The following is a 23,826-nucleotide window of genomic DNA, read 5'->3' as shown; positions in this document are numbered from 1 at the left end:
GCAGTGGCCGGCCCCATTCCGCGAACAGCGGTCGGCGGAGCGGCGGCGGACCGGCTGGGTCCGCCGCCCGATGCCCGCTCAGTAGCGATAGTGCTCCGCCTTGTAGGGGCCAGCCACCGGTACGCCGATGTAGGCGGCCTGCTCGGCGGTCAGCTCGGTCAGCTGGGCATTCAGCTTCTTGAGCTGGAGGCGCGCGACCTTCTCGTCCAGGTGCTTGGGCAGCGTGTAGACGCCGACCGGGTATTTGCCGGAATCGCGCTCGGTCCACAGTTCGATCTGGGCGATGGTCTGGTTGGCAAAGGAGGAACTCATCACGTAGGACGGATGGCCGGTGCCGCAACCCAGGTTCACCAGGCGTCCCTTGGCCAGCAGGATGATGCGCTTGCCGTCGGGGAAGATCACGTGATCGACCTGCGGCTTGATCTCCTCCCACTGGTACTTCTCGATCGCCGCCACCTCGATCTCGTTATCGAAGTGACCGATGTTGCAGACGATGGCCTGATCCTTCATCTTCGCCATGTGCTCATGGGTGATGACGTGGTAGTTGCCGGTCGCGGTGACGAAAATGTCGCCGTGCTCGCAGGCGTAGTCCATGGTCACCACGCGATAGCCTTCCATCGCCGCCTGCAGGGCGCAGATCGGATCGATCTCGGTTACCCACACCTGCGCCGACAGCGCGCGCAGCGCCTGCGCCGAGCCCTTGCCGACATCGCCGTAACCGGCGACGATGGCGATCTTGCCGGCCACCATCACGTCGGTCGCGCGCTTGATGCCGTCCACCAGCGACTCGCGGCAGCCATAGAGGTTGTCGAACTTGCTCTTGGTGACCGAGTCGTTGACGTTGATGCCGGGGAAGCGCAGTTCGCCGCGGGCGTGCATCTGATACAGGCGGTGGACGCCGGTGGTGGTCTCCTCGGTGACGCCGCGAACGTCGGCCAGCCGTACCGAGTACCAGGTCGGGTCGGTCGCCAGCTTGGCCGTGATGGCGGCGAACAGGACACGCTCCTCCTCGGAGCCGGGGTTGGCCAGCACGGATGGATCCTGTTCGGCCTTGGCGCCCAGGTGCAGCAGCAGGGTGGCGTCGCCCCCGTCATCCAGGATCATGTTGGCGTAACCGCCATCCGCCCATTCGAAGATGCGGTGGGTGTAGTCCCAGTATTCCTCCAGGGTTTCGCCCTTGACCGCGAACACCGGGATGCCCTGGTCGGCCATGGCGGCGGCGGCGTGGTCCTGGGTGGAGAAAATGTTGCACGACGCCCAGCGCACGTCGGCACCCAGCGCGACCAGCGTTTCGATCAGCACGGCGGTCTGGATGGTCATGTGCAGCGAGCCGCTGATGCGGGCGCCCTTGAGCGGCTGGCGGGCGGCGTATTCCTCGCGGATCGCCATGAGTCCCGGCATCTCGGTCTCGGCGATGCGGATTTCCTTGTGGCCCCACGCGGCCAGGGACAGGTCGGCGACCTTGAAGTCGGTGAAGGATGCGGGTTGGCGGACGGCATTCATCGGTTAATGGCTCCTTTCGGTTGCAATCCACCGGTTGCCGCGGGAACGAGGCTCGAAACACCACGATGGCCGGTGGGTGAATCGAGCGCCGTTGAAAAAGACACGCCGGCGAGCCTGGCGGGCAATCCCGTCGCAGCGCTCCTCGCCGGAGTGGGGCGGGGGCGGGGAGTACCCGCCCGATCCGCGATACGGTTACAGGGGCGGCAGGCCCGCGGCCTCGCGCAATGCGGCCGCCTTGTCGGTGCGCTCCCAGGTGAATCCCGGCTCCTCGCGGCCAAAGTGGCCGTAGGCGGCGGTCTTCTGGTAGATCGGACGCAGGAGATCGAGCATGTTGACGATGCCCTTGGGCCGCAGATCGAAATGCTCCAGCACCAGATCGGTGATCTTGTCGTCGGACACCTTGCCGGTGCCGTAGGTTTCCACCATCACGCTGGTGGGCTTGGCCACGCCGATGGCGTAGGACAGCTGGATCATGCAGCGCGAGGCTAGGCCCGCGGCGACGATGTTCTTGGCCACATAGCGGCCGGCATAGGCGGCGGAGCGGTCGACCTTGGACGGGTCCTTGCCGGAGAAGGCGCCGCCGCCGTGGGGCGCCGCACCGCCGTAGGTGTCGACGATGATCTTGCGCCCGGTCAGGCCGCAGTCGCCCTGCGGACCGCCGACGACGAAGCGGCCGGTCGGGTTGACCAGGAAATTGACGTTGCCCTTGAGCATGTCCTGGGGCAGCACCGGCTTGATGATGTCCTCGATCACCGCTTCGCGCAGGGTCCGGTCGGGAACGTCGGGGGCGTGCTGGGTGGACAGCACCACGGTGTCGATGGAATCCGCCTTGCCGTTGACGTAGCGCACGGTCACCTGGCTCTTGGCGTCGGGACGCAGCCAGGTCAGCTGGCCATCGTGGCGCAGCCGGGCCTGGCGCTCGACCAGGCGGTGCGACAGATAAATCGGCAGCGGCATCAGCGTCGGCGTCTCGTCGCAGGCATAGCCGAACATCAGGCCCTGGTCGCCGGCGCCCTGGCCGAGATCGTCGTCGTAGGCCTTGTTGACGCCCTGGGCGATGTCGGGCGACTGCTTGTCGTAGGCCACCAGCACGGCGCAGCCCTTGTAATCGATGCCGTACTCGGTGTTGTCGTAGCCGATCTGCTGCAGCACGTCCCGGGCCACCTTGATGTAGTCGACGTTGGCGCTGGTGGTGATCTCGCCCGCCAGCACGACCAGTCCGGTGTTGCAGAGGGTTTCCGCGGCGACACGCGAGTGCTTGTCCTGCGCCAGGATGGCGTCGAGGATGGCGTCGGAAATCTGGTCGGAAACCTTGTCGGGATGGCCTTCCGATACCGATTCGGAAGTGAAGAAGTAGCTGCTGCTCACGTTCGCCTATAACCTCGCGAAATTAAGGACTTATCGGGTCAAAAGAGCGGGCGATTATACGGCTTTTGCCGGCGCTGACAAATTGACCGGGCGGCTGGCGCCGGCGTCAGCCGCCCGGGGCGGAGGGGCAAATATGCTATCCTCGCGCGCTTCCGAAAAGGGTCCGGTCCACGCCCTCCGGCGCCCGGGTCTCCGCCATCCCGTCAATCACCCACAGGTAAGCTCCCCATGGAAAAGCCCTACATCCTGCACATGTTCACGCCGGAAAAGAACCTGAGCCCCTTCGATGTCAACATGGCGCTCGATGCGGGGTGGACTGCGGCCGTTCCGTATCTGCAGGTCGAGGCGGGCGAGATCCAGGCGCTGGTGCAGGACACGATCTTCTCGCGCAGCCCGGGCGGCTTGAAGCGCACCGGCATCTTCATCGGCGGCCGTGACGCCAGGCTGGCGGTGGACATGGTGCGCTCGGCGAAGACATCCATGGTGCCGCCCTTCGAGGTGTCGGTGTTCGCCGATCCCAGCGGCGCCTTTACCACCGCCGCGGCGATGGTGGCGGTCGTGGAGCGCGAGCTGGCCAACAAGTTCCACATGGATCTGCAGGGCAAGAAGGTCCTGGCGCTGGGCGGTACCGGCCCGGTCGGCCAGATTGCTGCGACGCTCGCTGCCAAGGCCGGCGCGACGGTCAGGATCATCGGCCGGCAGCTGGAGAAGGCCCAAGCCGTGGCGGCGCTGTGCAATGGCGAATTCGGCGATGGCCAGACGCAGATCGAGGGTGACGCCGATGCCAACAAGGCCGAGCTGATCAAGGATGCCGACATCGTGTTCGCCACGGCGGCGGCAGGCATCCAGGTGCTGAGCGCGGAGCTGGTCGCCTCGGCGCCGCTGCTGAAGGTTGCCGCCGACGTCAACGCGGTGCCGCCGTCGGGTATCGCGGGGCTTGACGCCCACCACCGCGGCAATCCCATCGAGGGCTCCGACAGCGGCGCCGTCGGCGTCGGCGCGCTGGCCATCGGCAACGTCAAGTACAAGACCCAGGCGGCCTTGCTGGCCCGCATGCGCGAGACCGGCAAGCCGGTCTATCTGAGCTTCGATGACGCCTTCGAGCTGGCGCGCGACTTCGCCCGCCAGCTCTGAGCCGCCGCTACCGTAGGTAGGGGCCTGGCCTTCTCCGTAAGGCCAGGCCTCGACAGCCAGCCTAGCGGCTGATCCCACTGCCCCGCCGACAGCCCGAGAGGAGGCCTTCCCGTGGAAAAGACCGAGAAACGCAGCGTCCTGCACATGTTCGACCCCATGCCGCATGTCAGCCCCTTCGACATCAACATGGCGGTGGACGCGGGTTTCGACCAGATCTTCCCCTACGATAACGTGCAGCAGGAGCAGGTGAACGGTCTGGTGCAGGATGCGATCTTTTCGCGCGGACCGGCGGGTGTGAAGCGCACCGGCATCTTCATCGGCGGGCGTGACATCGGCATCGCCCTGAACATGCTGGATGCCGCGCGCAAGGCGATGGTGCCACCCTTCGTGGTATCCGTGCTGGCCGATCCCAGCGGCGCCTTCACCACCGCGGCGGCGCTGGTCGCCTGCGTCGAGAAACAGCTCAAGGCCCACCATGGTGACGAGCTCAAGGGCGCGCAGGCGATCGTTTTCGGCGGCACCGGGCCGGTCGGCATCGCCACCGGCGTGATCGCCTCCCTGGCCGGGGCCAATGTCACCCTGGTCGATCCCTTCAACATCGACACGGCGCTCGACAAGGCGCGCGAATACAACGCCCGCTGCGGCTCGACGCTGGTCGGCACCTATGCCAGCTCGGACGCCGACAAGGCCCGTCTGCTGGCACAGGCCGATCTGGTGTTCTGTACCGCCAAGGCCGGTATCCAGGTGCTGAACGCCAGCGTGCTGGCCGATGCCACGCAGCTGAAGGTGGCCGGCGATGTCAACGCCGTGCCGCCCCTCGGCATCGAAGGCATCAAACGCACCCACAATGGCGAACCGCTGCTGCATGCCGTCAATGCGCCGGGGGCCGTGGGTATCGGCGCCCTGGCCATCGGCGATATCAAGTACAAGCTGCAGAATGCGCTGCTGGCATCGCTTCTCAGCGCCGAGGAACCCGTCTATCTGGATTTCCGGGCGGCTTTCGAGCAGGCGCGCGCCCTGGTTTGATGCGCCGCGAACGGACCAGGGCGCGGCGCGGGCTGTCGGCGGTCCTGGCCTGTTGCTGGGCCTGTGCGGTGCTGGCGGCGGCGCCCGCCAGCCTGCAGGAGCAACTGCGGAATCTGGCGACGCAGCGTGGTTTCACCGTCGAGGGGCTGGGCCGTCTCGGCGAGGCGCCTCCCGGCAATGCCGATGGCACGCCGCTGGAGCAGCTGAAGCATCTGCTGCAGGGCTACAACTATGTGGTTACCCAGAGCCGGCCCGGCGTCATCCAGCGGGTACGTATCATCAGCGCCCGCGGCGAAGGCGGCAAGAAGGGTTCGGCCGACAGCGCCTATGTCCAGACCCGCCGGGTCGGGGCCCATCATGTCGTCGAGGCTGCCCTGGTCGGACCCAACAGCGTGACCCGCACGCTGCCGCTGATGGTCGATACCGGCGCCAGCACCCTGGTCCTGCCGTCCTCCCTGATCGGTGAACTGGGCTTCACCGCCGCCGACCTTCAGTCCGGCAACAGCCAGACCGCCAGCGGCACGGTGCCGGTGCGCATCGGCCGGCTGCGCAGCGTGCGTGTCGGCAGTGTCGCAGCGGAAAACGTCGAGGTCAGCTTCATCGACGACCGCCAGCTGGAAGGCAACAAGCTGCTCGGCATGAGCTTCCTGCAACGCTTCAGGATGACCATCGACGATGCCAACAACGAGCTGGTGCTGCTGGCCAAATGATGGCGTCCCGCCTTGGACCGCGGTCAAGTTTTGCGCCCGCCCCGTCTTGATCCCGATCAAATCCCGCCAGAAATCGCTCCATTACAGTTTCCCTGCCTCGTTCGGGGCACATGACCATTCATCCTTGAGGAGACCGTTATGGACGAAATGGAAAAAGGCAAAGACATGTTCTGGGTCTATATCGGCGGCCTGATCCTGGCCGTGATCCTGACGCTTTTCATGGTCAAGAGCAGCGAGCATGACAAGTATGCGACCGCAGCCAAGGCCATCGCCGAGGACGCCAACAACTCGGCGTACAAGCACGCACCCTGAGCCACCCTGTCAGGGATTCTTTCTCTTTCTGTTTCCATTCGCCGCGGGTCGACGTCTCGACCGTCGGTCTGGCGCCCCTTGCGTCGCCCCTCCCGGGGCGACGTGTCTTGCCTTGCCTTCGGATACGGGGCATATCTTTCGGATTGATTCCGGTCCCGCTGCGGGTTTCCGGGGGTAACACCTGCCAGATTCTTTTCCGGACGCCGGGGTTTACCCGCCATCTTGCGGGCGATACTGACACGCATGCACAAAAAAGACGCGAGGGGCGGTGGCCCGTCGCGTCATCAGTCTGCTGAGTGTCATGCAGCGGAGGAGATGATGTCGCGCACTGCATGGGTAATAGCTTAGGCCTTGCCGTTCGGGGAACCCCTGATGCCCATCAACGGCGGGCTGGTCCGTACTTGATCTGGGTCAAGTTCCGGCCATGCGGCAGGCCAAGGGTCAGTCGGCTCGGCCGATCCGGCGCAAGCCGCTGGCCTCGAGGATTTCGATCGACCGGCCACGCACGCGGATCAGTTGCCGGGTTTCGAACTTGCCCAGCAGGCGGCTGACGGTTTCCAGGGCCAGGCCCAGGTGGTTGCCGATTTCCTGGCGCGTGAGGCTGAGATGGAACCGTTCGGCCGAGAAGCCGCGGCGCTGGAAGCGCTCGGCCAGGTCGAGGAGAAATCCCGCCAGTCTAGCGTCGGCCGGCTGCTGGATCGCCGCCATCCGTTCGATGGACTGGTCGAACTGCTCGGCGGTACGTTGTAGCAGGACTTCCTGGATGGCCGGCTGCTCCTGGCCCAGTCGCCTGAGGTCATGGGCCGGCAGCTCGCAGTAGCTGCTGGTTTCGAGCGTGACCAGTGAGCAGCGATAGCGGCCGCTGGAAACGCCGTCGAAGCCGAGCAATTCTCCCGGCAGCAGGACGGCGACGATCATCTCCTGCCCTTCGCTGTCGGAGTAGACCAGCTTGGCCGATCCGGATTTCAACGCGAAGATGCCCGAGAATCGCTCGCCGGCCAGGTAGATCGCATCTCCCTTGCGCAGCGTGCGATTGCGTCGGACGACATCGCTGAGGCTGCGCACATGATCGGCCTGCATGCCGTTCGGCAGGCAGATGCGGGTGAGGTTACAGGCGTTGCAGGCAACATTGAGCGGAGGCAGGCGCGGGGATGGCGACATTCAGCGGATCCTTGCTTGAGAAATGTACAACCTTATTGGCCATGCGGGGTTTCGTCAATTTGCTTGACGCCTGTGCCTACCACACATCCAGGACATGCGCCCGCAGCCAGCGCTGGCCCTTGTCCCATTCGAGGTTGCGATGCCAGACCAGATAGAGGGGAATCGGCGGGATGCTCTCGGGCAGGGTTTGCCACTGAAGCCCGAATTGCTGCGATCCCAACTCGGCAAGTTCCCTGGTCGTCACACTGATCAGGTCTGTCGTGGCCAGGGTAAGGAACAGCGCCAGTGCTGCCGGGGCCTCCATGCGGATGTTGGTCTGGAGCAGGCTCTGCAGTCCGTCGTGGCGCGAATCGGTCAAGCCGTCCAGATGGCCGAACAGGGTGGCGAACGCTTCCTGTTGCAGGCTTTCCATGCTGGGTGGTGATTCCAGTATCCGGTGGCCTTGCCGGGCAATGAGCACCAGTTCGCGGTCGGGAAGCCGGGTCGAGGCAAGGCAAGGCTGTTGTCGCTGGGCGGAAGATGGGTAATGGCGGCATCGATCTGTTGCTGGCGCAGCAGTTCCTGCAATTGACCGGGCGGGTCGATGGCCCGCACCGACAGGCGCACGTTAGGCGCTTCCTGGGCGATACGCTGGTACAGGTTCGGTACTTGCACCAGGCCGCCACTGTAGGTGATGGCCAGGCAGAATGGGCGGTGCGAGCATACGGGATCGAAATCGTGCACTTCGCTGATGGCCCGGCGGATATGGTCGAGCCCCGCATGCAGGCTGTCGAACAAGGCCCGGGCCTTGGGCGTGGCTGCCAGCATGCGGCCTTCGAACAGCGGGTCGTTGAGGGTCTGGCGCAGGCGCGACAGCGCCAGACTGATGGCGGGCTGGGTCAGCCCCAGGCGTTCGGCGGCCTTGCCCTGGTGGCGTTCCTCGTAGAACGCTTCGAAGACGGCCATCAGATTCAGATCGATTTCCTTGAGGTTCATGTTGGGAGTGAATGGCGTGGAGAGGATGAAAGGGTGCCGTCAGTCAGGCCGCGCCTGGTGGTGGCATCGGGTCGCTCGGGTTGTCTTTCCTGGATGCGTGTCTTGACTGCGGTTTTCACTCCTTGACGGTGGGGGCCACCCAGTTCGGGTCGGGATGGGCCGATGCTGCGGCAGCAGGGCATTGGATAGACCTGTATTGGCATGTAAATGTTCAACGCGGCCCGGTTTCGTGGCAGCGGGCGATGCTTGCTTTGGGCTGTGGGGCGCTGCGGCACTGTTACAATGTCGCTCCCTCTGTTGTCCGGGTAGGCCCATGAAAACCATGAATAAATCATTCTCGCCCCTGCGTTTCCCGGTGTTGCTGGCCATGCTGTTGCCCTTTGCCGTGGCGGAAGCGCACGTCATCAGCGAGGAGGATCACCATGCCTTCGAGCACAAGTTCGCCGAGATGTGTGTGGAAAAGGAAAAGCAGACGCTGAAAGGCAGCGGCGTGCTGCTGTCCGAGGTCGTGGCGGTCTGCGACTGCATCGCCAAGGAGGAAAGCAAGCGCATCACCATCGAGGAGGTGCGCAAGTTCGTCAGGGAGGGCAAGTACCCGGCATCGCTGATGATGAAGAGCAATGCCGCCACCTACGCCTGCACCCAGGGTAAACCGTGATGTTTCGGGCAAAGCGCCAGCGAGCCGGTCATGGCCAGTATCGTCCTGCTGGAGGATGAAGCCATCCTGCGGCAGGAGCTGGCCGGCTTCCTGGAGCGGCGTGGCCATCGGGTCAGCCAGGCCGGCAGCCTGGCAGCTTTCTGGCCGCTGATGGCGGCGGCCGAGATCGCCATCATCGATATCATGCTGCCCGACGGTGAGGGTTTCGAGGCGGCGCAGCGCCTGCGCGAGGCGTCGCCCCGGGCCGGCGTGATCCTGCTGACCGCCCGCAGCGCCACCGCCGACAAGCTGCAAGGCCTCTATGGCGGTGCCGATCATTATCTGGTCAAGCCCTTCAAGCTGATCGAGCTGGCGGCCATCATCGACGTGCTGATGCGCCGGGTCGGTATCGGCTGGCGCCTCGACATGCTGGCCCATGCCCTGATCAGCCCGGATGGCTTGCGTCTGGAGCTGAGCCCTTCGGAAATGACCCTGTGCGCATTGTTCTGTGCCGCGAATGGCGCCATCGTCAGCCGCCGGCAGATCGTCGAGGCGCTGGGCTACGCGTGGCGGGATTTCGACATGCGTCGCCTCGACACGCTGATCAGCCGGTTTCGCCAGCGCTGGTCGTCGGCCCATGGCCGGCCGTTGCCGATCAAGACCGAGCATCGTGTTGGCTACAGCTTCGGTGCCCGCATGGGCAAGTGCTGAGCCTGAGCGCGCGTATCGGCCCATGCGCAGGCTCCCTGTGCCTGGTTGCCGGGCCTTATTCGTCATGGACAGGTTCCGGTGGCGGGACGGGTGTCCCGGGCCGGCCAGGGGTCGTCGTGCCCGGCAGCCGGATGCGGAAAATGCAGCCTTCGCCGGGTCTGCTGATGACCGTCAGGGAGCCCCCCTGCTGTTCGATGACCCGTCGTGCCAGCAGCAAACCCAGTCCCTGCCCGGGCTGCTTGCTGGCGGATTCGCCGCGGTAGTAGGGCTGAAAAATCAGGCGGCATTCCTCGTCGTCCAGCCCCGGTCCCTGATCGCACACCTCGATCCAGATATCGTCGCTGGCCCGCCGGCCCAGGCGCCCGCCACGCAGCACGATGGCCGAGCCCGGCGGCGTGTATTTCACGGCGTTGTCGGTCAGCGTCATCAGCGCCAGGTTCAGCGTATCCGCATGGCAGAGAAACCGCTCGGGCAGCCCCTCGGCCTCGATGTGGAAGCGATGGCCGCGCGCCAGTGGCTGTGCGGCCTCGATGGCGGCGCCGAGGAGGTGGCGGGGATTGCAGTAGCTCATCCCGGCGACTGCACGTGAGGCGGCGAGCTGACTCTCGTCCAGGTACTGCGTCAGCAGATTCGAGAGGCGTGCCGTGGCCTCGAGGATTTGCCCATAGCGTTGCCGGGTTTCCGGCTCGGTATTGCCGGCCTCCAGCTCGAGATTCTGGGCGATGGTGTCGATCACGGTCAGCGGTGTGCGCAGCTCGTGGGTTACCGAGGCCAGAAAAGTCTGACGTTCGGCGAAGATGCGGCGCTCGGTGGCCAGGGCGGCGCTGGTCTGCTGTACCGCCGCGCGCAATGCCTGGGTGCGCTCCTCGACCCTGGCTTCCAGCTCGGCGCTGTAGTCGGCGAGCAGGCGATGCGCCGCCTGCTCTGTCGCCAGCTGTTCGGCACGCAGCCGGTTGGCGCGATCGCCCAGCGCCAGGGTGAGCAGCAGGAATGCCAGGCCGGAGCCAAGCGCGAGGCCGTTCTCCAGCAGCGGCTCCCCGTCCGGTGCCATCCCCGGGTGTTCTGCCATGCGCTCGGCGGCGACGCCCAGAATCAGACAGCACCAGGCCAGCACGAAATGGCCTGCCGGCCGGTCGCCGCGCGCCATGGCGATTCCGCCGCTGACCAGGTAGAGCAGCGTCAGCAGGCCGCTCAGGCCCGTGTAGACATGGCTGGCCGCCGCGACGGGTGCCTGGAACCCCGCCTGGCAGGCTATTGCTGCACCGATGGGCAGGATCATCAGGGCCGTCAGCCCCAGCAGCCATGGGTGCAGTTTCGGCTGGCGTCGCCGGGTTTCCAGGAAGCCGGTGACGAAGCGTGTCGCGAAACCCTGCTGCAGGGCCGGCAGGAGCAGGTGGGACTGCTGGTTGAGCCACGTGGCATCGCGCCACAGATACTGATAACCCAGTCCCCGCGACCCGGCGTACCAGCAGGCGAAGCATGCCAGATATAGGGCGTAGTACAGGAGGTTGCGGTCCCGGGAGGCGGCGAAGCGCAGGCCGCTGTGGAGCAGCAGCACCAGAATGGCGCCGAAATAGATGCCGAAAATCAGGTTTTCGCGCTGCTGGGCATCGGCGAAGGCGGTCCGCTCCCACAGCCGCAGGGGGACTGCCTCGAACGTGCCGCAGGCCATGGCCAGCCGCACAGCCACGGTGACCGACTTTCCGGGTGGGATGGTCAGCGGGATGGCGAAGGTCCGGGCCGCCAACGGACGCGTGGCGAACGGCAGCTGGTCGCCGGTTGCAAGGCTGGCGATCGGGTAGCCATCCAGCAGGAGGTGGGCGTCCATCCGGCTCACCAAGGGCCAGCCTACCTCCAGTATCCGCTGGATGGGGCGGTCCGTCGGGTTTGCCAGTCCTGCCCGTAGCCACCACGCCGAGGTGGAGTAACCCAGCGGCAGCACATCCCCCTTGGGCTGGTTCCAGTGCTGCTCCGCGGCTGCCATGGCACCCCGCAGATCCAGTTGTCCAGAGGGGTCCTCCAGTATCTCCAGCGATCCGGACAAGGCGACTCCCTCCCGGATGGCCGCCGCATTGATGATGCTCGGCGGCGACGATTCCGGCCAAATCGGCCATGGCATCCCGGACAGCAGGCTGAATCCCAACATGATCAACCCTGCGCGGTTAACTGTTTGCTTGTTTTGCGGCGACACACCCTGATTGTTTCCTCTGTGCTATTTTTATTTTAATTTATACTGCCTTTTTCTTGGTATAAACGTAAGGAATTGACAGGATTGTGGTGAAAAAATAAGAAAAATTTTACGGGCCAATTATTTTTGTTTTTTAATTTATTGTATAGTATGCATATATGTATGATTTCTTCATGTTATGCAAGTATGCATTTTTTGTTATCAGCATGACGCAGTTATTTTATTTTTTAAGGTCGAGCGGAATAACGTCCAGCGGGCAACCGCATCACCGAGGGCGGGATTATCCGGTCGGGCCGTTCGGATCGCTGCTGTCGCCAGCAACACGGGTTTCGTGAGGGGAGGCGGAGTCACCGCGGCACGGGCCGGGGCCCTGCCCCGCGGGGTCCTTGGCGGCTTGCTGTGATGATCGGCCAGCGCCGGCGGCCAAAGGGAGGCCCGCTGTCTTTTGGGCATCAGGCGCGCGTGTGGGCGCCTGCCTTGTCGCTGGAACGGGGATGACGTGAGGAGGAATGGTGGGCCGCGGGCCCCATGACCTGGCCAGGTCGGCCTATCCCAGGGTCTTGATCAGTACCTTGGAATTGCGCTGTCTGTTGTAGGCGCCCTGGCGGCTCGGCGGCAGATCGCCGACGCCGGCGGGTTCGAAGCCGCGCTCGCGAAACCAGTGGGCGGTCTGGGTGGTGAGCACGAACAGGCGCCGCAGGCCGCTGCGCGTCGCCAGCGTTTCGATGTGGGCCAGGAGTCTGGCGCCCCGTTCCCCGCGGCGGTAATCCGGGTGCAGCACCAGGCAGGCCAGTTCGCCCATGCCTGCTTCAGGGTGGGCATGCAGCGCCGCGCAGCCGATGACCGTGCCATCGCGCTCAATGACGAGGTAGTCGCCGATCCCGCTTTCCAGGCGCTCGCGGGATCGTGTCACCAGCACGCCCTGTCGCTCCAGGGGCACGATCAGGTCCAGGATGCCGGGCACGTCGCCGACCCGGGCCGGACGCATGGTTTCGAAGGGAGCCTGGCTGATCAGGGTGCCGACGCCATCACGGGTGAAAAGCTCCATCAGCAGGGCACCGTCGACGCGCCAGTTCAGATAGTGCGCGCGCGCCACGCCCTGGGTGCAGGCGCGCGTGGCGGCCTCGATGTCCGGTCTGACGCCGGTGTTGAGGCCCTGCTCCGCGGCCAGCAGACGATTGGCCTCGTCGGTGGTCAGCTGGCGGATCAGTTTCCCGCCGGTACCGGCGGTACAGTCTTCCTCGCCCAGCAGCAGCAGCTTGTCGGCCTGCAGCGCGATGGCCGCGGCGGTCGCCACTTCCTCGGAGCGCAGGTTGAAGATTTCCCCGGTCGGCGAGTAGCCCACCGCCGACAGCAGCACGATGTCGCCCCGGTCCAGTGTCGCCCGGATGCCGGTGGCATCGATGCGGCGGACCTCGCCGGTGTGCTGGTAGTCGATGCCATCGCGCACACCGAGCGGCCGCGCCGTGACGAAGTTGCCGGAGGCCACGCGGAGGCGAGCGCCCGCCATCGGCGAATTCGGCAGTCCCATGGACAGCAGCGCCTCGATCTCGACGCGGACGGTGCCGGCGGCCTCCTTCACGCAGGCCAGGGCTGCCGCGTCGGTGATCCGCAGCCCTGCATGGTAGCGTGCCGACTGCTGCCGCTCCGCCAGCCGGGCATCGATCTGCGGGCGGATGCCGTGGACGAGTACCAGCCGGATGCCGAGACTTTCCAGCAGGGCGAAATCGTGCAGCAGGGTGGGGAAACGTTCGTCGGCGACCGCTTCCCCGCCGAAATAGATGACGAACGTCTTGCCGCGGTGGGCGTTGATGTAGGGGGCGGCGCCGCGGAACCAGCTGACGTAGGCGGGAATGTCCACGTCCCTCCCTGGCGCTAGCCGGATGCCGCCGGGGCGCGCGTGGCTGTCACGGTCTTCGTTCAGAACAGCGGTTCGCGGTAGAACATCATGATGTTGCCGATCAGGAACATCGACAGGATGGCGATCAGGCCTGCCACGGTCCCTTCGCCCATGACCGAGCCGTCGGTCGGTCCCTCGGCCGGCGCCAGCCGCAACTCCAGCCAGCGGCCGGTGGCCACCAGGACCGCCAGCAGACCCATGGTCGTGTGGGTGGACTGGATGATGTATTCGCTCTTGAGTTCGAACTCGGCGTGGGCATGGGTCAGCAGCAGGATGCCGCCGAAGGCCGCCAGGATCGGGAACATGTAGCGCAGACGGGTCGAGTCGGGACGGGTGCGGGCGCGGATTTCCAGCACGCCGAGCACAAAGGCCAGCAAGGTGGCGATGCGGTGCTGGAAGACCTCGCCATTGCCGAAGGTGCTTTCCCAGAAGCCGATCGGACCCAGCGGCCAGGTCTCGGCATCGCTGCGGAAGAACAGGAAGATGCTCAGGCCGACGAAACCGATGGGCCAGTAGCGCGCCCAGCGGAAGGCCGGCGAGGGCAGGTAGGACAGGAACGCCACCAGGCCCATCACGGTCAGGAAGATGCCGGAGATGTTGTGGTTGTAGTCCGACCATTCGGTCGCCGCGACCGAAGGCACCTTGTCCACGACCGCGACGCGTCCGGCTTCGCCGGCGATCAGCTGCTCGTGCGTGGGTGAATGGATCTTCGGCAGCCGCGGGGTGAACATCTCCACCACCTCGGGGATGCTGGCGGTCAGCTCGGGATTGCCGGTGATGTCCTCGGAGGGCGGCTGCGAGGACAGTGTCGCGGCGATGAAGAGGATGCCGACGAGAATGAAGGTTTCCGCCTCGATGTAGTAGGGCACCTTGCGCTTCAGCGCGCCGCTTTCCTGGCTGGCCTGCCAGCGCTTGCCGGCTAGGTGGTTGATCAGGGCGAAACCCAGCGCCACGAACAGTAGCAGGGTCTTGGTCACCACCAGGCTGCCATAGCCGGTGCCGAACAGGCCTTTCCAGGACGCGACGTAGTTCACCGCCAGCGGCAGGCCGGTCAACAGCAGCAGCGCCACCGAGGCAATGCCCAGCAGTCCGAAGCGGACGATGGCGGGCGGCCAGAACAGCCGGGCATCCTCGTCCTGATAGCCCAGCCGCCACAACCCCAGAAGCTGGGCCACACCGCCGAACCAGATCGCCGCGGCCAGCTGGTGCAGGATGGTGATCGCCATCAGCGGTTCGCGGTGTTCGAAACGGCCGACCGCGTGCACCAGCCAGGCACCGGCGACGACCAGGGGCAGGCACAGCCCGGCCAGGAGGTTCCACTGCTGGCGGTTGGTCGGCTGTCGCTGTAGCTGGCCGCTGACCCGGATGATGACGAGCGCCAGCAGGAAGCGGACCAGTCCGGCCTGGAACTGTACCGTGCCGGCATAGGCCTGGACGGGCAGTTCGCCCAGCACGCCCCACAGCACCATCCCCTTGATGAGGAGCTTGGCGCCCTGCATGGCTGCCAGGGCGATGGCACCGAAACGCAGGATGGCCACGGCGCGGCGGACGATGGCCGGGCTCACGCCGGGCTGGCTGGACCAGACCTTGAGGATGACGGCGTTCCAGAACAGGCTGCCGACAACCAGCGCATAGCCGATCAGGATCAGCCCACCGAGGAAATCGTCGATAAAATTGGCAAGGCCTTGCATGTACATGCCGCAACTCCGGTATGGGCTAGGGGGCGACGTGGAAACGGATGTTGTTTTCGGTCAGGTGCCCATCGGCGGCGAAGACCTTGTATTTGATGGCGTAGTCGCCGGGTTCCAGCGGCGGCAGCTTGATCAGCAGTTCGCCCGGCTTCCTGCCATGGGCGATCTCGGCGGGATGAAAGACATCGCCCTTGCTGACCAGGAAGACGCGCGACAGCGACAGCTCGACGTTGGCGTTGAACAGCAGCTTGACGGTGGTGGCGTGACCGGGCTTGATCGGCTCCTGGGTCAGCGACGACTCGGTGACCACGGCATGGGCCTGCGCGCTTGTCACCAGCCCCGGCAAGAGGCCCGGGGCCAGCAGGGCGGCGATCAGAGGCAGGGCGCGGGACGCTGGGGAACGTGTCATGGGTGGATACCTGTAGGCATGAGGCGGAAGAGGTGACGCACCGGCCGGACGCACGGCCGATGCGCGGGGCGATTCCGGGCAGGTCCGCCGGCGGTCGCGGTCGAGACCTTCGCTGTTCGGGCGGCGCGCCAACGGATGGCTCGGGCTTGATCGTTCCGGCGACTCAGCCTGCCTTGGATTTCAGGGCATGGCCGGTCAGCGTCTTGCCGAGGTCCCAGATGGCGCCCGGCACCTTGTGGCAGTCGGCAATGACCTCGTCGAGGGCGGCCAGGATCCAGTCGCGATCCCTGTCGCCGATGACCAGCGGTGGCAGGAACTTGACGACGTTCATGCCGTGCCCGGCCACCTGGCTGAGGATGCGATGGTTCTTGAACAGCGGGATGGTGATCATCTGGCTGAACAGCCCCTTGTTGGCAGCCTCCAGCATGGTCCAGGCGGCCTTGAGCGACAGGCTCTTCGGCGAACCGAACTCCAGCGCGATCATCAGGCCCTTGCCGCGCGCGGCCTGGAACAGCTCGTATTTGTCGACCAGTTGGCGCATGCCGGCCAGCAGTTCGCCACCCCGGCGGGCGGCATTCTCGACCAGCTTCTCCTCCTCGATCACCTTGAGCGTGGCCAGCCCGGCGGCCATCGCCATGTTGTTCTTGGAGAAGGTCGAGCCGTGCACCACGGCGCGGTCCATGCGGTTGAACACGGCATCCATGACCCGGCTGCTCATGGCCACGCCGCCGACCGGGATGAAGCCGCCGGACAGCGCCTTGGCCATGCAGATCATGTCGGGTTCGACGCCCCAGTGTTCGACCGCCCAGAACTTGCCGGTGCGGCCGATGCCGCACTGGATCTCGTCGGCGACGAACAGGGTGCCGTACTGCGCGCAGAGGCGGGCAGCCTCGGGCAGGTAGTCGTCGCTGGGCAGGTTGACACCCTTGCCCTGGACCGGCTCGACGATGAAGGCGGCGACATCCTTGCCGGCCAGCGCCTGCTCCAGCGCGGCCAGATCGTTGAAGGGCACGGCGGCGCAGCCCGGCAGCAGGGGGCCGAAGCCCTCGCGGAAGACATTCTCGCCGTTCAGCGACAGGGAGCCCATGGTCAGGCCATGGTAGCCATGCTCGCAGTAGACGATCCGGTCGCGCTTGGTGGTGTAGCGCGCGAACTTGATGGCGGCCTCGACCGCCTCGGTGCCGGAGTTGCAGAAGAACATCTTGGTCAGCCGCTCCGGGCAGCGCTGGAGCAGCGCCTCGCCCAGCAGGCCGCTGAGCAGCGAGACATCCATCTGCACCATGTCCGGCAGCTCGCTGGTCAGGACGTCCTGCAAGGCCTGGATGACGGTCGGATGGTTGCGGCCCAGGGCATAGACGCCGAAGCCGCTCAGCAGATCGAGGTATTCATGGCCCTGATTGTCGTACAGATACGGGCCCTGCCCTCTCGTGTAGACGCGGTCGTAACCGATGGCCTTGAGCACGCGCACCATCTGCGTATTCAGATGCTCCTCGTGCAGGCTGAAGTTCTGGCCGGCGCGATCCCGGAGTAGACCGGCGATGTAGGTGGACATGGCGATGGGCTCGAAGTGTCTGATTAAACGGCGAATTTTACACGATCAGCGGGCGGCGCGGGTTCGTGCCTGGCTGAAGGCCGGCAGTACCACCAGGGCGCAGACGAGGGTCAGCAACAGACCGATCGACAGCAGCAGACCCATGCTCGCCGTGCCCCGGTGGCTGGTGAGCGCCAGGCTGAAAAAGCTGAACACCGTGGTCAGGGCACCATAGAAAACCCCCTGGGCCTCGCTGGTGTCGAGCAGGTTGCCGCCGTGCTTCTCGATCTCGCGCAGCCGGTGCGCCATGTGGATGCCGCTGTCGACGCCGAGGCCGAACAGCAGCGGCAGGGCGATGATGTTGGCGAAGTTGAACGGTACCCTCAGGATGACCGTGGACGCGGCCGTGAACAGCGAGGCCAGCAACAGCGGCAGCAGGACCAGCAGAGTATCCTTGATGTTGCGCAGGATCAGCAGCAGCACCACCGTTGTTGCCAGGAAGGCGATGCTGAAGGCCTGCTGGAAGGCCTTGATGACCTCGTTCATGGATTCCAGGTAGGTCACCGGCAGATCCGTCACATCGGGATCCACCCGTTGCGCGTCGAGGATGAAGGCACGCAGGTTTTTCAGTTCGTTGAGATCCTGCCGGGGGTAGACCTGCAGGCGGTAGAGCCCCTCGGGGCTGACCCAGCGCTCGACCAGATCGGCGGGCAGGGTGGCGCGGGTGACGGGTTCGGCGGCGAGGCTGGCGCCGAGTTCATGGATCACGCCGGGCAGCCAGGCGAGCAGGCTGTCCTGCAGGGTATCCAGCAACCGCTGGGCGGCATCCGGCGATGCCGAACGCAGCCGTTCTTCCAGCCGGCTCAGCGACGTGTCCAGTTTCGTCAGCACAGCCATTTGCGGCTCACGGTCCAAGGCCCGGCGAACCGCCGCGTGCAACCTGCCGACGGCCTCTGGCGTGGCGCCACCGGCAGCCGGCTCGGGAAAGGTGTCGAGCTGGGCCCCCATCATCAGCGACAGGTCGGAGATCAGCGCCAGCTTTTGCGCCTGGTCCTCCGGAATCAGATCCTGAAGGCTGATCACCCGGTCGACCGTCGGCAGATGCCTGAAACGTTCCTCCAGCTGGCTGGCCTCCTCGGCGCTGTGGGCCAGCGAGGCCAGGGTCATTGGCGAGGTATCCTCGGACTGCAACAGATACTTGAAGGTCTGCACGGACTCGGTGTTGGGATCGCGCAGATTGACCGGGTTGAAATCCACCTGCACGCCAAGCGATACCACGGCGGCGGCCAGCGCCAGGACAACCGTGGCCACGCGCACCGGTCCGGCATAGCGCAGGGGCCAGTTGGAGTAGTTTCGCTCCCGCGGCGGCGGGGTTCGCCGGGGCTTCCCGGGGCGGCGCTTGGGCGGGTGTATCGGCATGATCTTCATCAGTGCCGGCAGCACGGTGAAGGTCGTGAACAGGGCGATGAACATGCTGGTGCCGGCGATGATGCCCAGCTCAGCGACCCCCTTGAAGCTGGTCGGGATGAAGGCAAACAGCCCGATGGCGCCGGTGATGGCGCTGAGGATAAGGGCCGAGCCGGTGGACGTCAGCGTTTCCTGCAGCGCCGAGCGCTGGTCGTGTCCCTCCAGGATCAGTTCCCGGTAGCGCAGGCAGAAATGCGAGGAATAGGCGTCGCCCATACCGATGAACAGCACGGCAAACCCCACCGAGATCAGGTTCAGCTGGCCGATGGCGACGGTGGCGAAACCGAGGGAAAAGATCAGCCCCATGGTCAGCGAAACAAAGGTCGCGAAGACCAGTTTCACCGAACGGTAGGCGACCCAGAGCGTCAGGCAGACCAGCGCCAGGGAGGCCACGCTGGCGATCGAGACACCCGTGCTGATGGTCTGCATCTCCTCGTGCTCCAGCACGACCTCGCCGGTCTTGCGCACGCTGACCTCGGCCAGTTCGCCCCGCAGCGTGTTGGCCAGAATGGCGTCGATGGCGCCGATCGATTCCTCGGCCGGCATGACCTCTTCGTAATGCAGGACCGGCTTGACGAGAATCAGGCGCTTGGTGAAACCGAGGCCGCTGCTGGCTTCGGGCGCCATCAGCTGCCGCCACGACAGGCGATGGGGACGGCCGTCAAGGGTGGCGTCGACGGACTCGGCCAGCTTGGCCAGCAGCGGGTCCAGTGCGATCGACAGATCGCTCTGCCCGGTTTCGTCGAGCGCTTCGCCGACGATGCCGGACAGGCCGCGCAGGGTGTTGTCCTCGCTCAGGCGGCCGATGAAGGGCTGGGCGTTGGCCAGCTGGCCGGTAAGCTTTTCGAGATCGTCCAGCCCCAGGTACAGGAGGCCGTTGCGGGTGAAGAACGGACCCGCGTCCGGCACGTAGACGGCGCTGAAGTGGGCGGTGTCGCGCCGCGCCTGCTCGGCGATCTGGCGGACCGCGGCTGCCGTGGCCTCGGGCGTCTTGCCCTCCACCAGCAGCAGCGCGGTGCCGATATCCTGGGGGAAGGCCTTCTCCAGCGCCAGCCGGTGGCGCTGGAAGGGCAGGTCCAGCGAGATGACGTCGGCCGTGTTGGTGTTCACCTTCAGGTTGTTCATCGTGTACTGCAGGGTGTACCCGCAACCGACGACGAACAGCAGGATGACCAGCCAGGGATGGCGGATGAAATTGGCCTCCCACCACTGCATCGCGTATCTGAGAAGACGATCCGAGGAGCGGCTCATGGGGAGTCTCGATGTGTGGCGGCGCCCGGGGGCGGGGGGAAAAGGAAATCGGGACCGCTGGCGTGGCGCACCTGCCGCAGCGTCGACAGGGCGGCACCAAAGGCGCGGCCCAGCGCCAGCAGCTCGCCGAGCTGCCCGGGGCGGCGGGCAAGCTGGCCGAGCAGGGTGGTCATGCGGACATCGCCGCGCGGGTTCAGGGCGCGGAGTACGGCGTCAGGGAGCGCCATGGCGGCATCGTCGGCGATGGCGCGAACCGCCAGGAACGGTAGCGTGTGCCGGCGGGCGAGGCGGGCGATGGCCGCGCTTTCCATGTCCACCGCGGCGTGGCCGGTGGCGGCGTGCAGCGCGGCCTTGGCCGCGCGGCTGTCGACCACCTGCCGGCTGCCCTGCAGCGGACCGCCGTGAACGTTCACCTCGCTGGGCAGGTTCCGCGCGAGGCGCTCCCGCCAGACCGGGTCGGTGGCGTGCCAATCGCCGGTCTCATCGACGACGGTTTCGGCGAGCACGAGGTGACCCGGTTGCAGGGAATCCACCAGGGCGGCGGCGCAGCCCCAGCTGATCAGCCCCGAGACGCGCCGTTCGATGAGCCGCGTACCTGCGGCATGGGCGCGCTCGGGACCGGCCCCGGATACGGTCAGCCAGTGCCCGCCGGGCAGCGCGTGCAGGCTTTCGAATCCCAGCCGCCGGCGGACGAGACTCCTGGCTTCGGCCGGCAGGGCGACGACAATCCCGATCGAGGGCACCGTCAGCGGTGACGTTCGTTGCGGAAACGGGCCAAGGCCCACAGCGGGAAGAACTTGTCGTAGCCGTGGTACTTCAGGTAGAAAACCTTGGGGAAGCCGGGCGCGTTGAAGTAGCGGTCATGCCAGTGACCGCCGGTGCCCTGGGTGCGCAGCAGGTAGTCGATGCCGGCCGCGACTGCGGGCGAGTTGACCTCGCCCGCCGCCATCAGGGCCAGCAGGGCCAGGCTGGTGTGGAAGGCCATGCTGGTGTGGAAGCGGCCGCGCTTGCCGACGCTGGGATCGTGATAGGTGAAATTGTCCTCGCCCCAGCCGCCATCGCTGCACTGGATGCTCTTCAGCCAGGCTACGGCACGCCGCATGGCGGGGTCGTCCTGGGGCACGCCGGCGGTTTCGAAGCCCACCAGGACCGACCAGGTGCCATAGATGTAGTTGGTGCCCCAGCGGCCGAACCAGGAGCCGTCGGTCTCCTGCTCCCTGCGCAGATAGTCCAGCGCGGCGTCCAGCACCGGCCGGTAGTCCGGGCGCTGTTCCGCCAGCTTGGCCAGGAACATCAGGCAGCGGCCGCTGACATCCGCGGTGGGCGGGTCGAGCAGGGCGCCATGGTCGGCGAAGGGGATGTGGTTGAGATAGTGATAGGTGTTGTCGGCATCGAAGGCGCCCCAGCCGCCGCCGGTGGACTGCATGCCGGCAATCCAGTTGCCGGCGCGGCGAACGGCCTCGGCGAATTCGTCGCTGTCCGCTTGCAGCAGGGCATGTGCCACCACCGCCGAATCGTCGACATCGGGGTAATGGGTGTTCTCGAACTGGAAGGCCCAGCCGCCACCCTCGACATCCGGTCGGCGGACCCGCCAGTCGCCGGGATGGTCGGTCAGCTGCTTGCTGGTCAGCCAGCGCAGACCGGCGGTGATGGCGGCCTGGGTGCGTTCGTCGTGCTCGATCCTGTTCGATTCCTGCAACGCCAGGCTACTGAGCCCGGTATCCCAGATCGGCGACACGCAGGGCTGGCAGTAGGCATGGTCTTCCTTGATGACCAGCAGGCGTTCGATGGACTCTCTGGCGATGCGCCGGTATTCGTGCTCCGGGGGGAAGCCGAGGAAGTCCAGCGCCTCGTAGGCGTTGACCATGGCGGGGAAGATCGCGCCCAGTCCGTCGACGCCGTTCAGCCGCTCGATGAACCAGTCGCGGGCCTTGGCGGTGGCGCGCGCGCGCAGGCTGCCAGGGATGAAGCGCTCCAGCGCGAAGCCGACGCGCTCCAGCCCCAGGACCAGTTTGCCGAGCGGCGTCCTGACATGGGAGAAGTAGTTGCGCTCGAGTTCCGGATCGATGCTGAAGAGTTCCCGTATGCCGATGCCGGAGGGATTGCGCGCGCTGACCTTGTGGCTGCACAGAATGAACAGCGGCACCATCACCGTGCGCGACCAGTAGGCGACCTTGTCCAGGTGGAAGGGGAACCACCGGGGTAGCAGCATGATCTCGACGGGAATGAAGGGGACGGCGCGCCAGGGTACCTGCCGGAACATCGCCAGCATGATGCGGGTGAACACGTTCGCCCGCGCGGCCCCACCCTGGCCGAGCAGCCACTCGCGGGCCAATGTCATGTGCGGGCTGTGGATGTCGTCGCCGGCCAGCTTGAGCGCGTAATAGGCCTTGACGGTGCAGCTGATGTCGCCGGGGCCGCCGGTGAACAGCGAGTAGCTGCCGTCCGCGTTCTGGTGCCGGCGCAGGTAGACGGCGATCTTGTCCTGCAATGCCGTGTCGATCTCGTCCATGAAGTGCATCATCAGGATGTACTCGGACGGGATCGTGCAGTCGGCCTCCAGCTCGAAAACCCAGTAGCCCTCGGCGTGCTGCTGGTCGAGCAGGTAATCCCGCGCCTTTTTGACGGCGATCTCCACGGGGTCACCCGTCTCGCGGCTGTAGGATGGCCGGAGGTAGGCGGGATTTTCGGACGGGTCCTGATGATCTTTGAACATGATTGAGATGTCCCCTGTTTGGTTGGCTTCTCAGTACGGTTGCGATGTGAATTCGGTTGCGGCCGGCCTAGTGCGTGGCAGGCAAGCCCATGCCCGCGGCAGCGAAGGCGGCCTTGAGGCCGGTGTTGCTTGAGCGCAACAGTCGGCTGGTCAGGATGGTGGCCTTGACCGCGCGGCGGGTGATCTTGACCTCGGCGGAAGCGCGGAAATCGGGGTGCCGGGCGATCTTGCGCAGGGTCAGCACGGCCATGCCCAGTGCCCACAGGCAGAATTCGCGAATGCCGGCCTCATGTGGCGGTATCAGCAATGTGTAGCGCAGCGCGTTGCGCAGATGTTCATGGGCGATGCCGATCAGTTCCCGGAAACCGGCCCGGAAGCGCGGGTCGTCATGGCCCGGGCGAAGCTCCGCCAGCGGGAATCCGCCGGTGCGGTCGAAGACATCCTGCGGCAGCCAGCAGACCCCGCGGTCATGGTCGTCCCAGATATCCTTCAGGATGTTCGTCATTTGCAGCCCCTGGCCGAAGGAGACGGCCAGTTGCATCATCTCGTCCCGATGCGCGGCGATCTGTGGGGAATAATGACAGAACAGGCGGGTCAGCATTTCGCCGACCACGCCGGCGACGTAGTAACAGTAGCTGTCCATCTCGGCGAGCGTGGCCAGCCCGTGCCGAAGGTCGCGATCCTGGAATTCGGCCATGCCGCGGGCCATGATCTCCACGCACAGGGCGAGCGCATCCTGCTGTTCGGCATCGAGTTCATGGGTGATGCGGAGGACGCGCGGGATGACGCCGATCAGTTCGTGCTCGGTGGGCAGGGTCGTGGTGGAGAGCAGGGGGGCAAGGTCCTGGCTCAGGCGTTCCGGCGGGTACGCGCCGCGCACCACTTGCGCGAAATGGTGGCAGAACTGTCGTTTCTGCGGCGAATCGAGCGCTACCTCGTCCTCGATGGTATCCACGATGCGACAGAGCAGGTAGGCGTTCGCCACGGGTCTTGCCAGCGGCGGCGGCAACTGGGGAATCGTCAGCGCGAAGGTGCGCGACACCCCTTGCAGCAGGTGATCCTGAAAAGCGTCGTCGTCTAGATCATCGAGTAACGGGGGTGTGATCGGCGGGATGCTCGCGCTCATGAGTGGAAAG

At 65.7% G+C, this 23,826-nt stretch carries 20 protein-coding genes and 1 riboswitch; of the genes, 6 read left to right on the top strand and 14 right to left on the bottom strand.

Going from position 1 to position 23,826, the window contains the following annotated elements:
• Positions 1-78: 78 nt before the first annotated feature.
• Both ahcY and metK read right to left on the bottom strand, forming a co-directional pair.
• Positions 79-1,503 (bottom strand): adenosylhomocysteinase, encoded by a 1,425-nt coding sequence (ahcY, locus tag ACH5N8_RS14445; protein ID WP_483281821.1) that lies wholly within the window; start codon positions 1,501-1,503, stop codon positions 79-81.
• Positions 1,504-1,579: 76 nt separating this feature from the next.
• A riboswitch (S-adenosyl-L-homocysteine riboswitch) is annotated at positions 1,580-1,653 on the bottom strand.
• Between the two features lie 42 nt (positions 1,654-1,695).
• Positions 1,696-2,871, bottom strand: coding sequence for a methionine adenosyltransferase (gene metK, locus ACH5N8_RS14440; protein ID WP_483281820.1), 1,176 nt, complete (start codon positions 2,869-2,871; stop codon positions 1,696-1,698).
• 228 nt (positions 2,872-3,099) lie between these two features.
• Between metK and ACH5N8_RS14435 the strand changes: the two genes are divergently transcribed.
• The 4 genes from ACH5N8_RS14435 to ACH5N8_RS14420 all read left to right on the top strand — a co-directional run bounded on the left by ACH5N8_RS14435 (position 3,100) and on the right by ACH5N8_RS14420 (position 6,053).
• Positions 3,100-4,005 (top strand): NADP-dependent methylenetetrahydromethanopterin/methylenetetrahydrofolate dehydrogenase, encoded by a 906-nt coding sequence (locus ACH5N8_RS14435; RefSeq protein ID WP_483281819.1) that lies wholly within the window; start codon positions 3,100-3,102, stop codon positions 4,003-4,005.
• A 144-nt stretch (positions 4,006-4,149) separates the two neighbouring features.
• On the top strand, positions 4,150-5,031 hold the full coding sequence (locus tag ACH5N8_RS14430) for an NAD(P)-dependent methylenetetrahydromethanopterin dehydrogenase (RefSeq protein WP_483283203.1): 882 nt from the start codon (positions 4,150-4,152) through the stop codon (positions 5,029-5,031).
• Positions 5,031-5,741 (top strand): retropepsin-like aspartic protease family protein, encoded by a 711-nt coding sequence (locus tag ACH5N8_RS14425; RefSeq protein WP_483281818.1) that lies wholly within the window; start codon positions 5,031-5,033, stop codon positions 5,739-5,741. The genes ACH5N8_RS14430 and ACH5N8_RS14425 overlap by 1 nt, the downstream gene beginning before the upstream one ends.
• Positions 5,742-5,879: 138 nt before the next feature.
• The gene (locus ACH5N8_RS14420; protein ID WP_483281817.1) at positions 5,880-6,053 is read left to right on the top strand and encodes a hypothetical protein; all 174 of its coding nucleotides are present in this window, start codon (positions 5,880-5,882) and stop codon (positions 6,051-6,053) included.
• 441 nt (positions 6,054-6,494) lie between these two features.
• On the opposite strand, the gene ACH5N8_RS14415 is transcribed toward ACH5N8_RS14420, so the two are convergent.
• The 3 genes from ACH5N8_RS14415 to ACH5N8_RS14405 form a co-directional block, all read right to left on the bottom strand.
• Positions 6,495-7,214, bottom strand: coding sequence for a helix-turn-helix domain-containing protein (locus tag ACH5N8_RS14415; protein ID WP_483281816.1), 720 nt, complete (start codon positions 7,212-7,214; stop codon positions 6,495-6,497).
• Between the two features lie 76 nt (positions 7,215-7,290).
• On the bottom strand, positions 7,291-7,674 hold the full coding sequence (locus ACH5N8_RS14410; protein ID WP_483281815.1) for a type 2 periplasmic-binding domain-containing protein: 384 nt from the start codon (positions 7,672-7,674) through the stop codon (positions 7,291-7,293).
• Positions 7,569-8,189 (bottom strand): LysR family transcriptional regulator, encoded by a 621-nt coding sequence (locus tag ACH5N8_RS14405; RefSeq protein ID WP_483281814.1) that lies wholly within the window; start codon positions 8,187-8,189, stop codon positions 7,569-7,571. Before ACH5N8_RS14405 ends, ACH5N8_RS14410 begins: the two co-directional genes overlap by 106 nt.
• Before the next feature lie 322 nt (positions 8,190-8,511).
• Here ACH5N8_RS14405 and ACH5N8_RS14400 point away from each other — a divergent pair, with 322 nt between their 5' ends.
• The gene (locus tag ACH5N8_RS14400; RefSeq protein WP_483281813.1) at positions 8,512-8,847 is read left to right on the top strand and encodes a hypothetical protein; all 336 of its coding nucleotides are present in this window, start codon (positions 8,512-8,514) and stop codon (positions 8,845-8,847) included.
• 30 nt (positions 8,848-8,877) lie between these two features.
• The gene (locus ACH5N8_RS14395; protein ID WP_483281812.1) at positions 8,878-9,537 is read left to right on the top strand and encodes a response regulator transcription factor; all 660 of its coding nucleotides are present in this window, start codon (positions 8,878-8,880) and stop codon (positions 9,535-9,537) included.
• Positions 9,538-9,592: 55 nt separating this feature from the next.
• Here the strand turns inward: ACH5N8_RS14395 and ACH5N8_RS14390 are convergent, their stop codons facing one another.
• From ACH5N8_RS14390 to ACH5N8_RS14350, 9 genes are all read right to left on the bottom strand, one after another.
• The gene (locus tag ACH5N8_RS14390) at positions 9,593-11,683 is read right to left on the bottom strand and encodes a sensor histidine kinase (RefSeq protein ID WP_483281811.1); all 2,091 of its coding nucleotides are present in this window, start codon (positions 11,681-11,683) and stop codon (positions 9,593-9,595) included.
• 589 nt (positions 11,684-12,272) lie between these two features.
• Positions 12,273-13,586: an amino-acid N-acetyltransferase gene (gene argA / locus ACH5N8_RS14385; protein ID WP_483281810.1), complete on the bottom strand. Its 1,314-nt coding sequence runs from the start codon at positions 13,584-13,586 to the stop codon at positions 12,273-12,275.
• A gap of 59 nt (positions 13,587-13,645) precedes the next feature.
• On the bottom strand, positions 13,646-15,322 hold the full coding sequence (locus tag ACH5N8_RS14380) for a copper resistance D family protein (RefSeq protein ID WP_483281809.1): 1,677 nt from the start codon (positions 15,320-15,322) through the stop codon (positions 13,646-13,648).
• Between the two features lie 19 nt (positions 15,323-15,341).
• A complete protein-coding gene (locus ACH5N8_RS14375) occupies positions 15,342-15,725 on the bottom strand; it encodes a copper resistance CopC family protein (protein WP_460027655.1) in 384 nt (127 codons plus the stop codon).
• 163 nt (positions 15,726-15,888) lie between these two features.
• Complete coding sequence (locus ACH5N8_RS14370; protein ID WP_483281808.1) at positions 15,889-17,277, bottom strand: aspartate aminotransferase family protein; 1,389 nt, start codon at positions 17,275-17,277, stop codon at positions 15,889-15,891.
• A gap of 45 nt (positions 17,278-17,322) precedes the next feature.
• Positions 17,323-19,974 carry an MMPL family transporter gene (locus ACH5N8_RS14365; RefSeq protein WP_483281807.1) on the bottom strand — a complete coding sequence of 884 codons (2,652 nt, stop codon included), beginning with the start codon at positions 19,972-19,974 and terminating at the stop codon, positions 17,323-17,325.
• Positions 19,971-20,717, bottom strand: a complete 747-nt coding sequence (locus ACH5N8_RS14360) for a phosphorylase family protein (protein ID WP_483281806.1) — start codon at positions 20,715-20,717, stop codon at positions 19,971-19,973. The genes ACH5N8_RS14365 and ACH5N8_RS14360 overlap by 4 nt, the downstream gene beginning before the upstream one ends.
• A 2-nt stretch (positions 20,718-20,719) precedes the next feature.
• Positions 20,720-22,690 (bottom strand): squalene--hopene cyclase, encoded by a 1,971-nt coding sequence (gene shc, locus ACH5N8_RS14355; protein WP_483281805.1) that lies wholly within the window; start codon positions 22,688-22,690, stop codon positions 20,720-20,722.
• A gap of 67 nt (positions 22,691-22,757) precedes the next feature.
• Positions 22,758-23,816: a phytoene/squalene synthase family protein gene (locus ACH5N8_RS14350; protein WP_483281804.1), complete on the bottom strand. Its 1,059-nt coding sequence runs from the start codon at positions 23,814-23,816 to the stop codon at positions 22,758-22,760.
• Between the last annotated feature and the right edge of the window lie 10 nt (positions 23,817-23,826).

Source organism: Methyloparacoccus sp. NF-16 (assembly GCF_056880625.1).
Note: the sequence above shows the minus strand (reverse complement) of the source record. Positions and strands in the feature narration are given on the sequence as shown.

What these genes read in the sequence shown, in the direction of transcription:
- ACH5N8_RS14425 (WP_483281818.1), top strand. Translation starts at nt 5,031, where the DNA reads ATGCGCCGCGAACGGACCAGGGCGCGGCGCGGGCTGTCGGCGGTCCTG.
- ACH5N8_RS14415 (WP_483281816.1), bottom strand. Translation starts at nt 7,214, where the DNA reads ATGTCGCCATCCCCGCGCCTGCCTCCGCTCAATGTTGCCTGCAACGCC.
- ACH5N8_RS14435 (WP_483281819.1), top strand. Translation starts at nt 3,100, where the DNA reads ATGGAAAAGCCCTACATCCTGCACATGTTCACGCCGGAAAAGAACCTG.
- ACH5N8_RS14380 (WP_483281809.1), bottom strand. Translation starts at nt 15,322, where the DNA reads ATGTACATGCAAGGCCTTGCCAATTTTATCGACGATTTCCTCGGTGGG.
- ACH5N8_RS14375 (WP_460027655.1), bottom strand. Translation starts at nt 15,725, where the DNA reads ATGACACGTTCCCCAGCGTCCCGCGCCCTGCCTCTGATCGCCGCCCTG.
- ACH5N8_RS14395 (WP_483281812.1), top strand. Translation starts at nt 8,878, where the DNA reads ATGGCCAGTATCGTCCTGCTGGAGGATGAAGCCATCCTGCGGCAGGAG.
- ACH5N8_RS14430 (WP_483283203.1), top strand. Translation starts at nt 4,150, where the DNA reads ATGTTCGACCCCATGCCGCATGTCAGCCCCTTCGACATCAACATGGCG.
- ahcY (WP_483281821.1), bottom strand. Translation starts at nt 1,503, where the DNA reads ATGAATGCCGTCCGCCAACCCGCATCCTTCACCGACTTCAAGGTCGCC.
- ACH5N8_RS14405 (WP_483281814.1), bottom strand. Translation starts at nt 8,189, where the DNA reads ATGAACCTCAAGGAAATCGATCTGAATCTGATGGCCGTCTTCGAAGCG.
- ACH5N8_RS14420 (WP_483281817.1), top strand. Translation starts at nt 5,880, where the DNA reads ATGGACGAAATGGAAAAAGGCAAAGACATGTTCTGGGTCTATATCGGC.
- ACH5N8_RS14350 (WP_483281804.1), bottom strand. Translation starts at nt 23,816, where the DNA reads ATGAGCGCGAGCATCCCGCCGATCACACCCCCGTTACTCGATGATCTA.
- ACH5N8_RS14365 (WP_483281807.1), bottom strand. Translation starts at nt 19,974, where the DNA reads ATGAGCCGCTCCTCGGATCGTCTTCTCAGATACGCGATGCAGTGGTGG.
- ACH5N8_RS14400 (WP_483281813.1), top strand. Translation starts at nt 8,512, where the DNA reads ATGAATAAATCATTCTCGCCCCTGCGTTTCCCGGTGTTGCTGGCCATG.
- ACH5N8_RS14370 (WP_483281808.1), bottom strand. Translation starts at nt 17,277, where the DNA reads ATGTCCACCTACATCGCCGGTCTACTCCGGGATCGCGCCGGCCAGAAC.
- ACH5N8_RS14390 (WP_483281811.1), bottom strand. Translation starts at nt 11,683, where the DNA reads ATGTTGGGATTCAGCCTGCTGTCCGGGATGCCATGGCCGATTTGGCCG.
- shc (WP_483281805.1), bottom strand. Translation starts at nt 22,690, where the DNA reads ATGTTCAAAGATCATCAGGACCCGTCCGAAAATCCCGCCTACCTCCGG.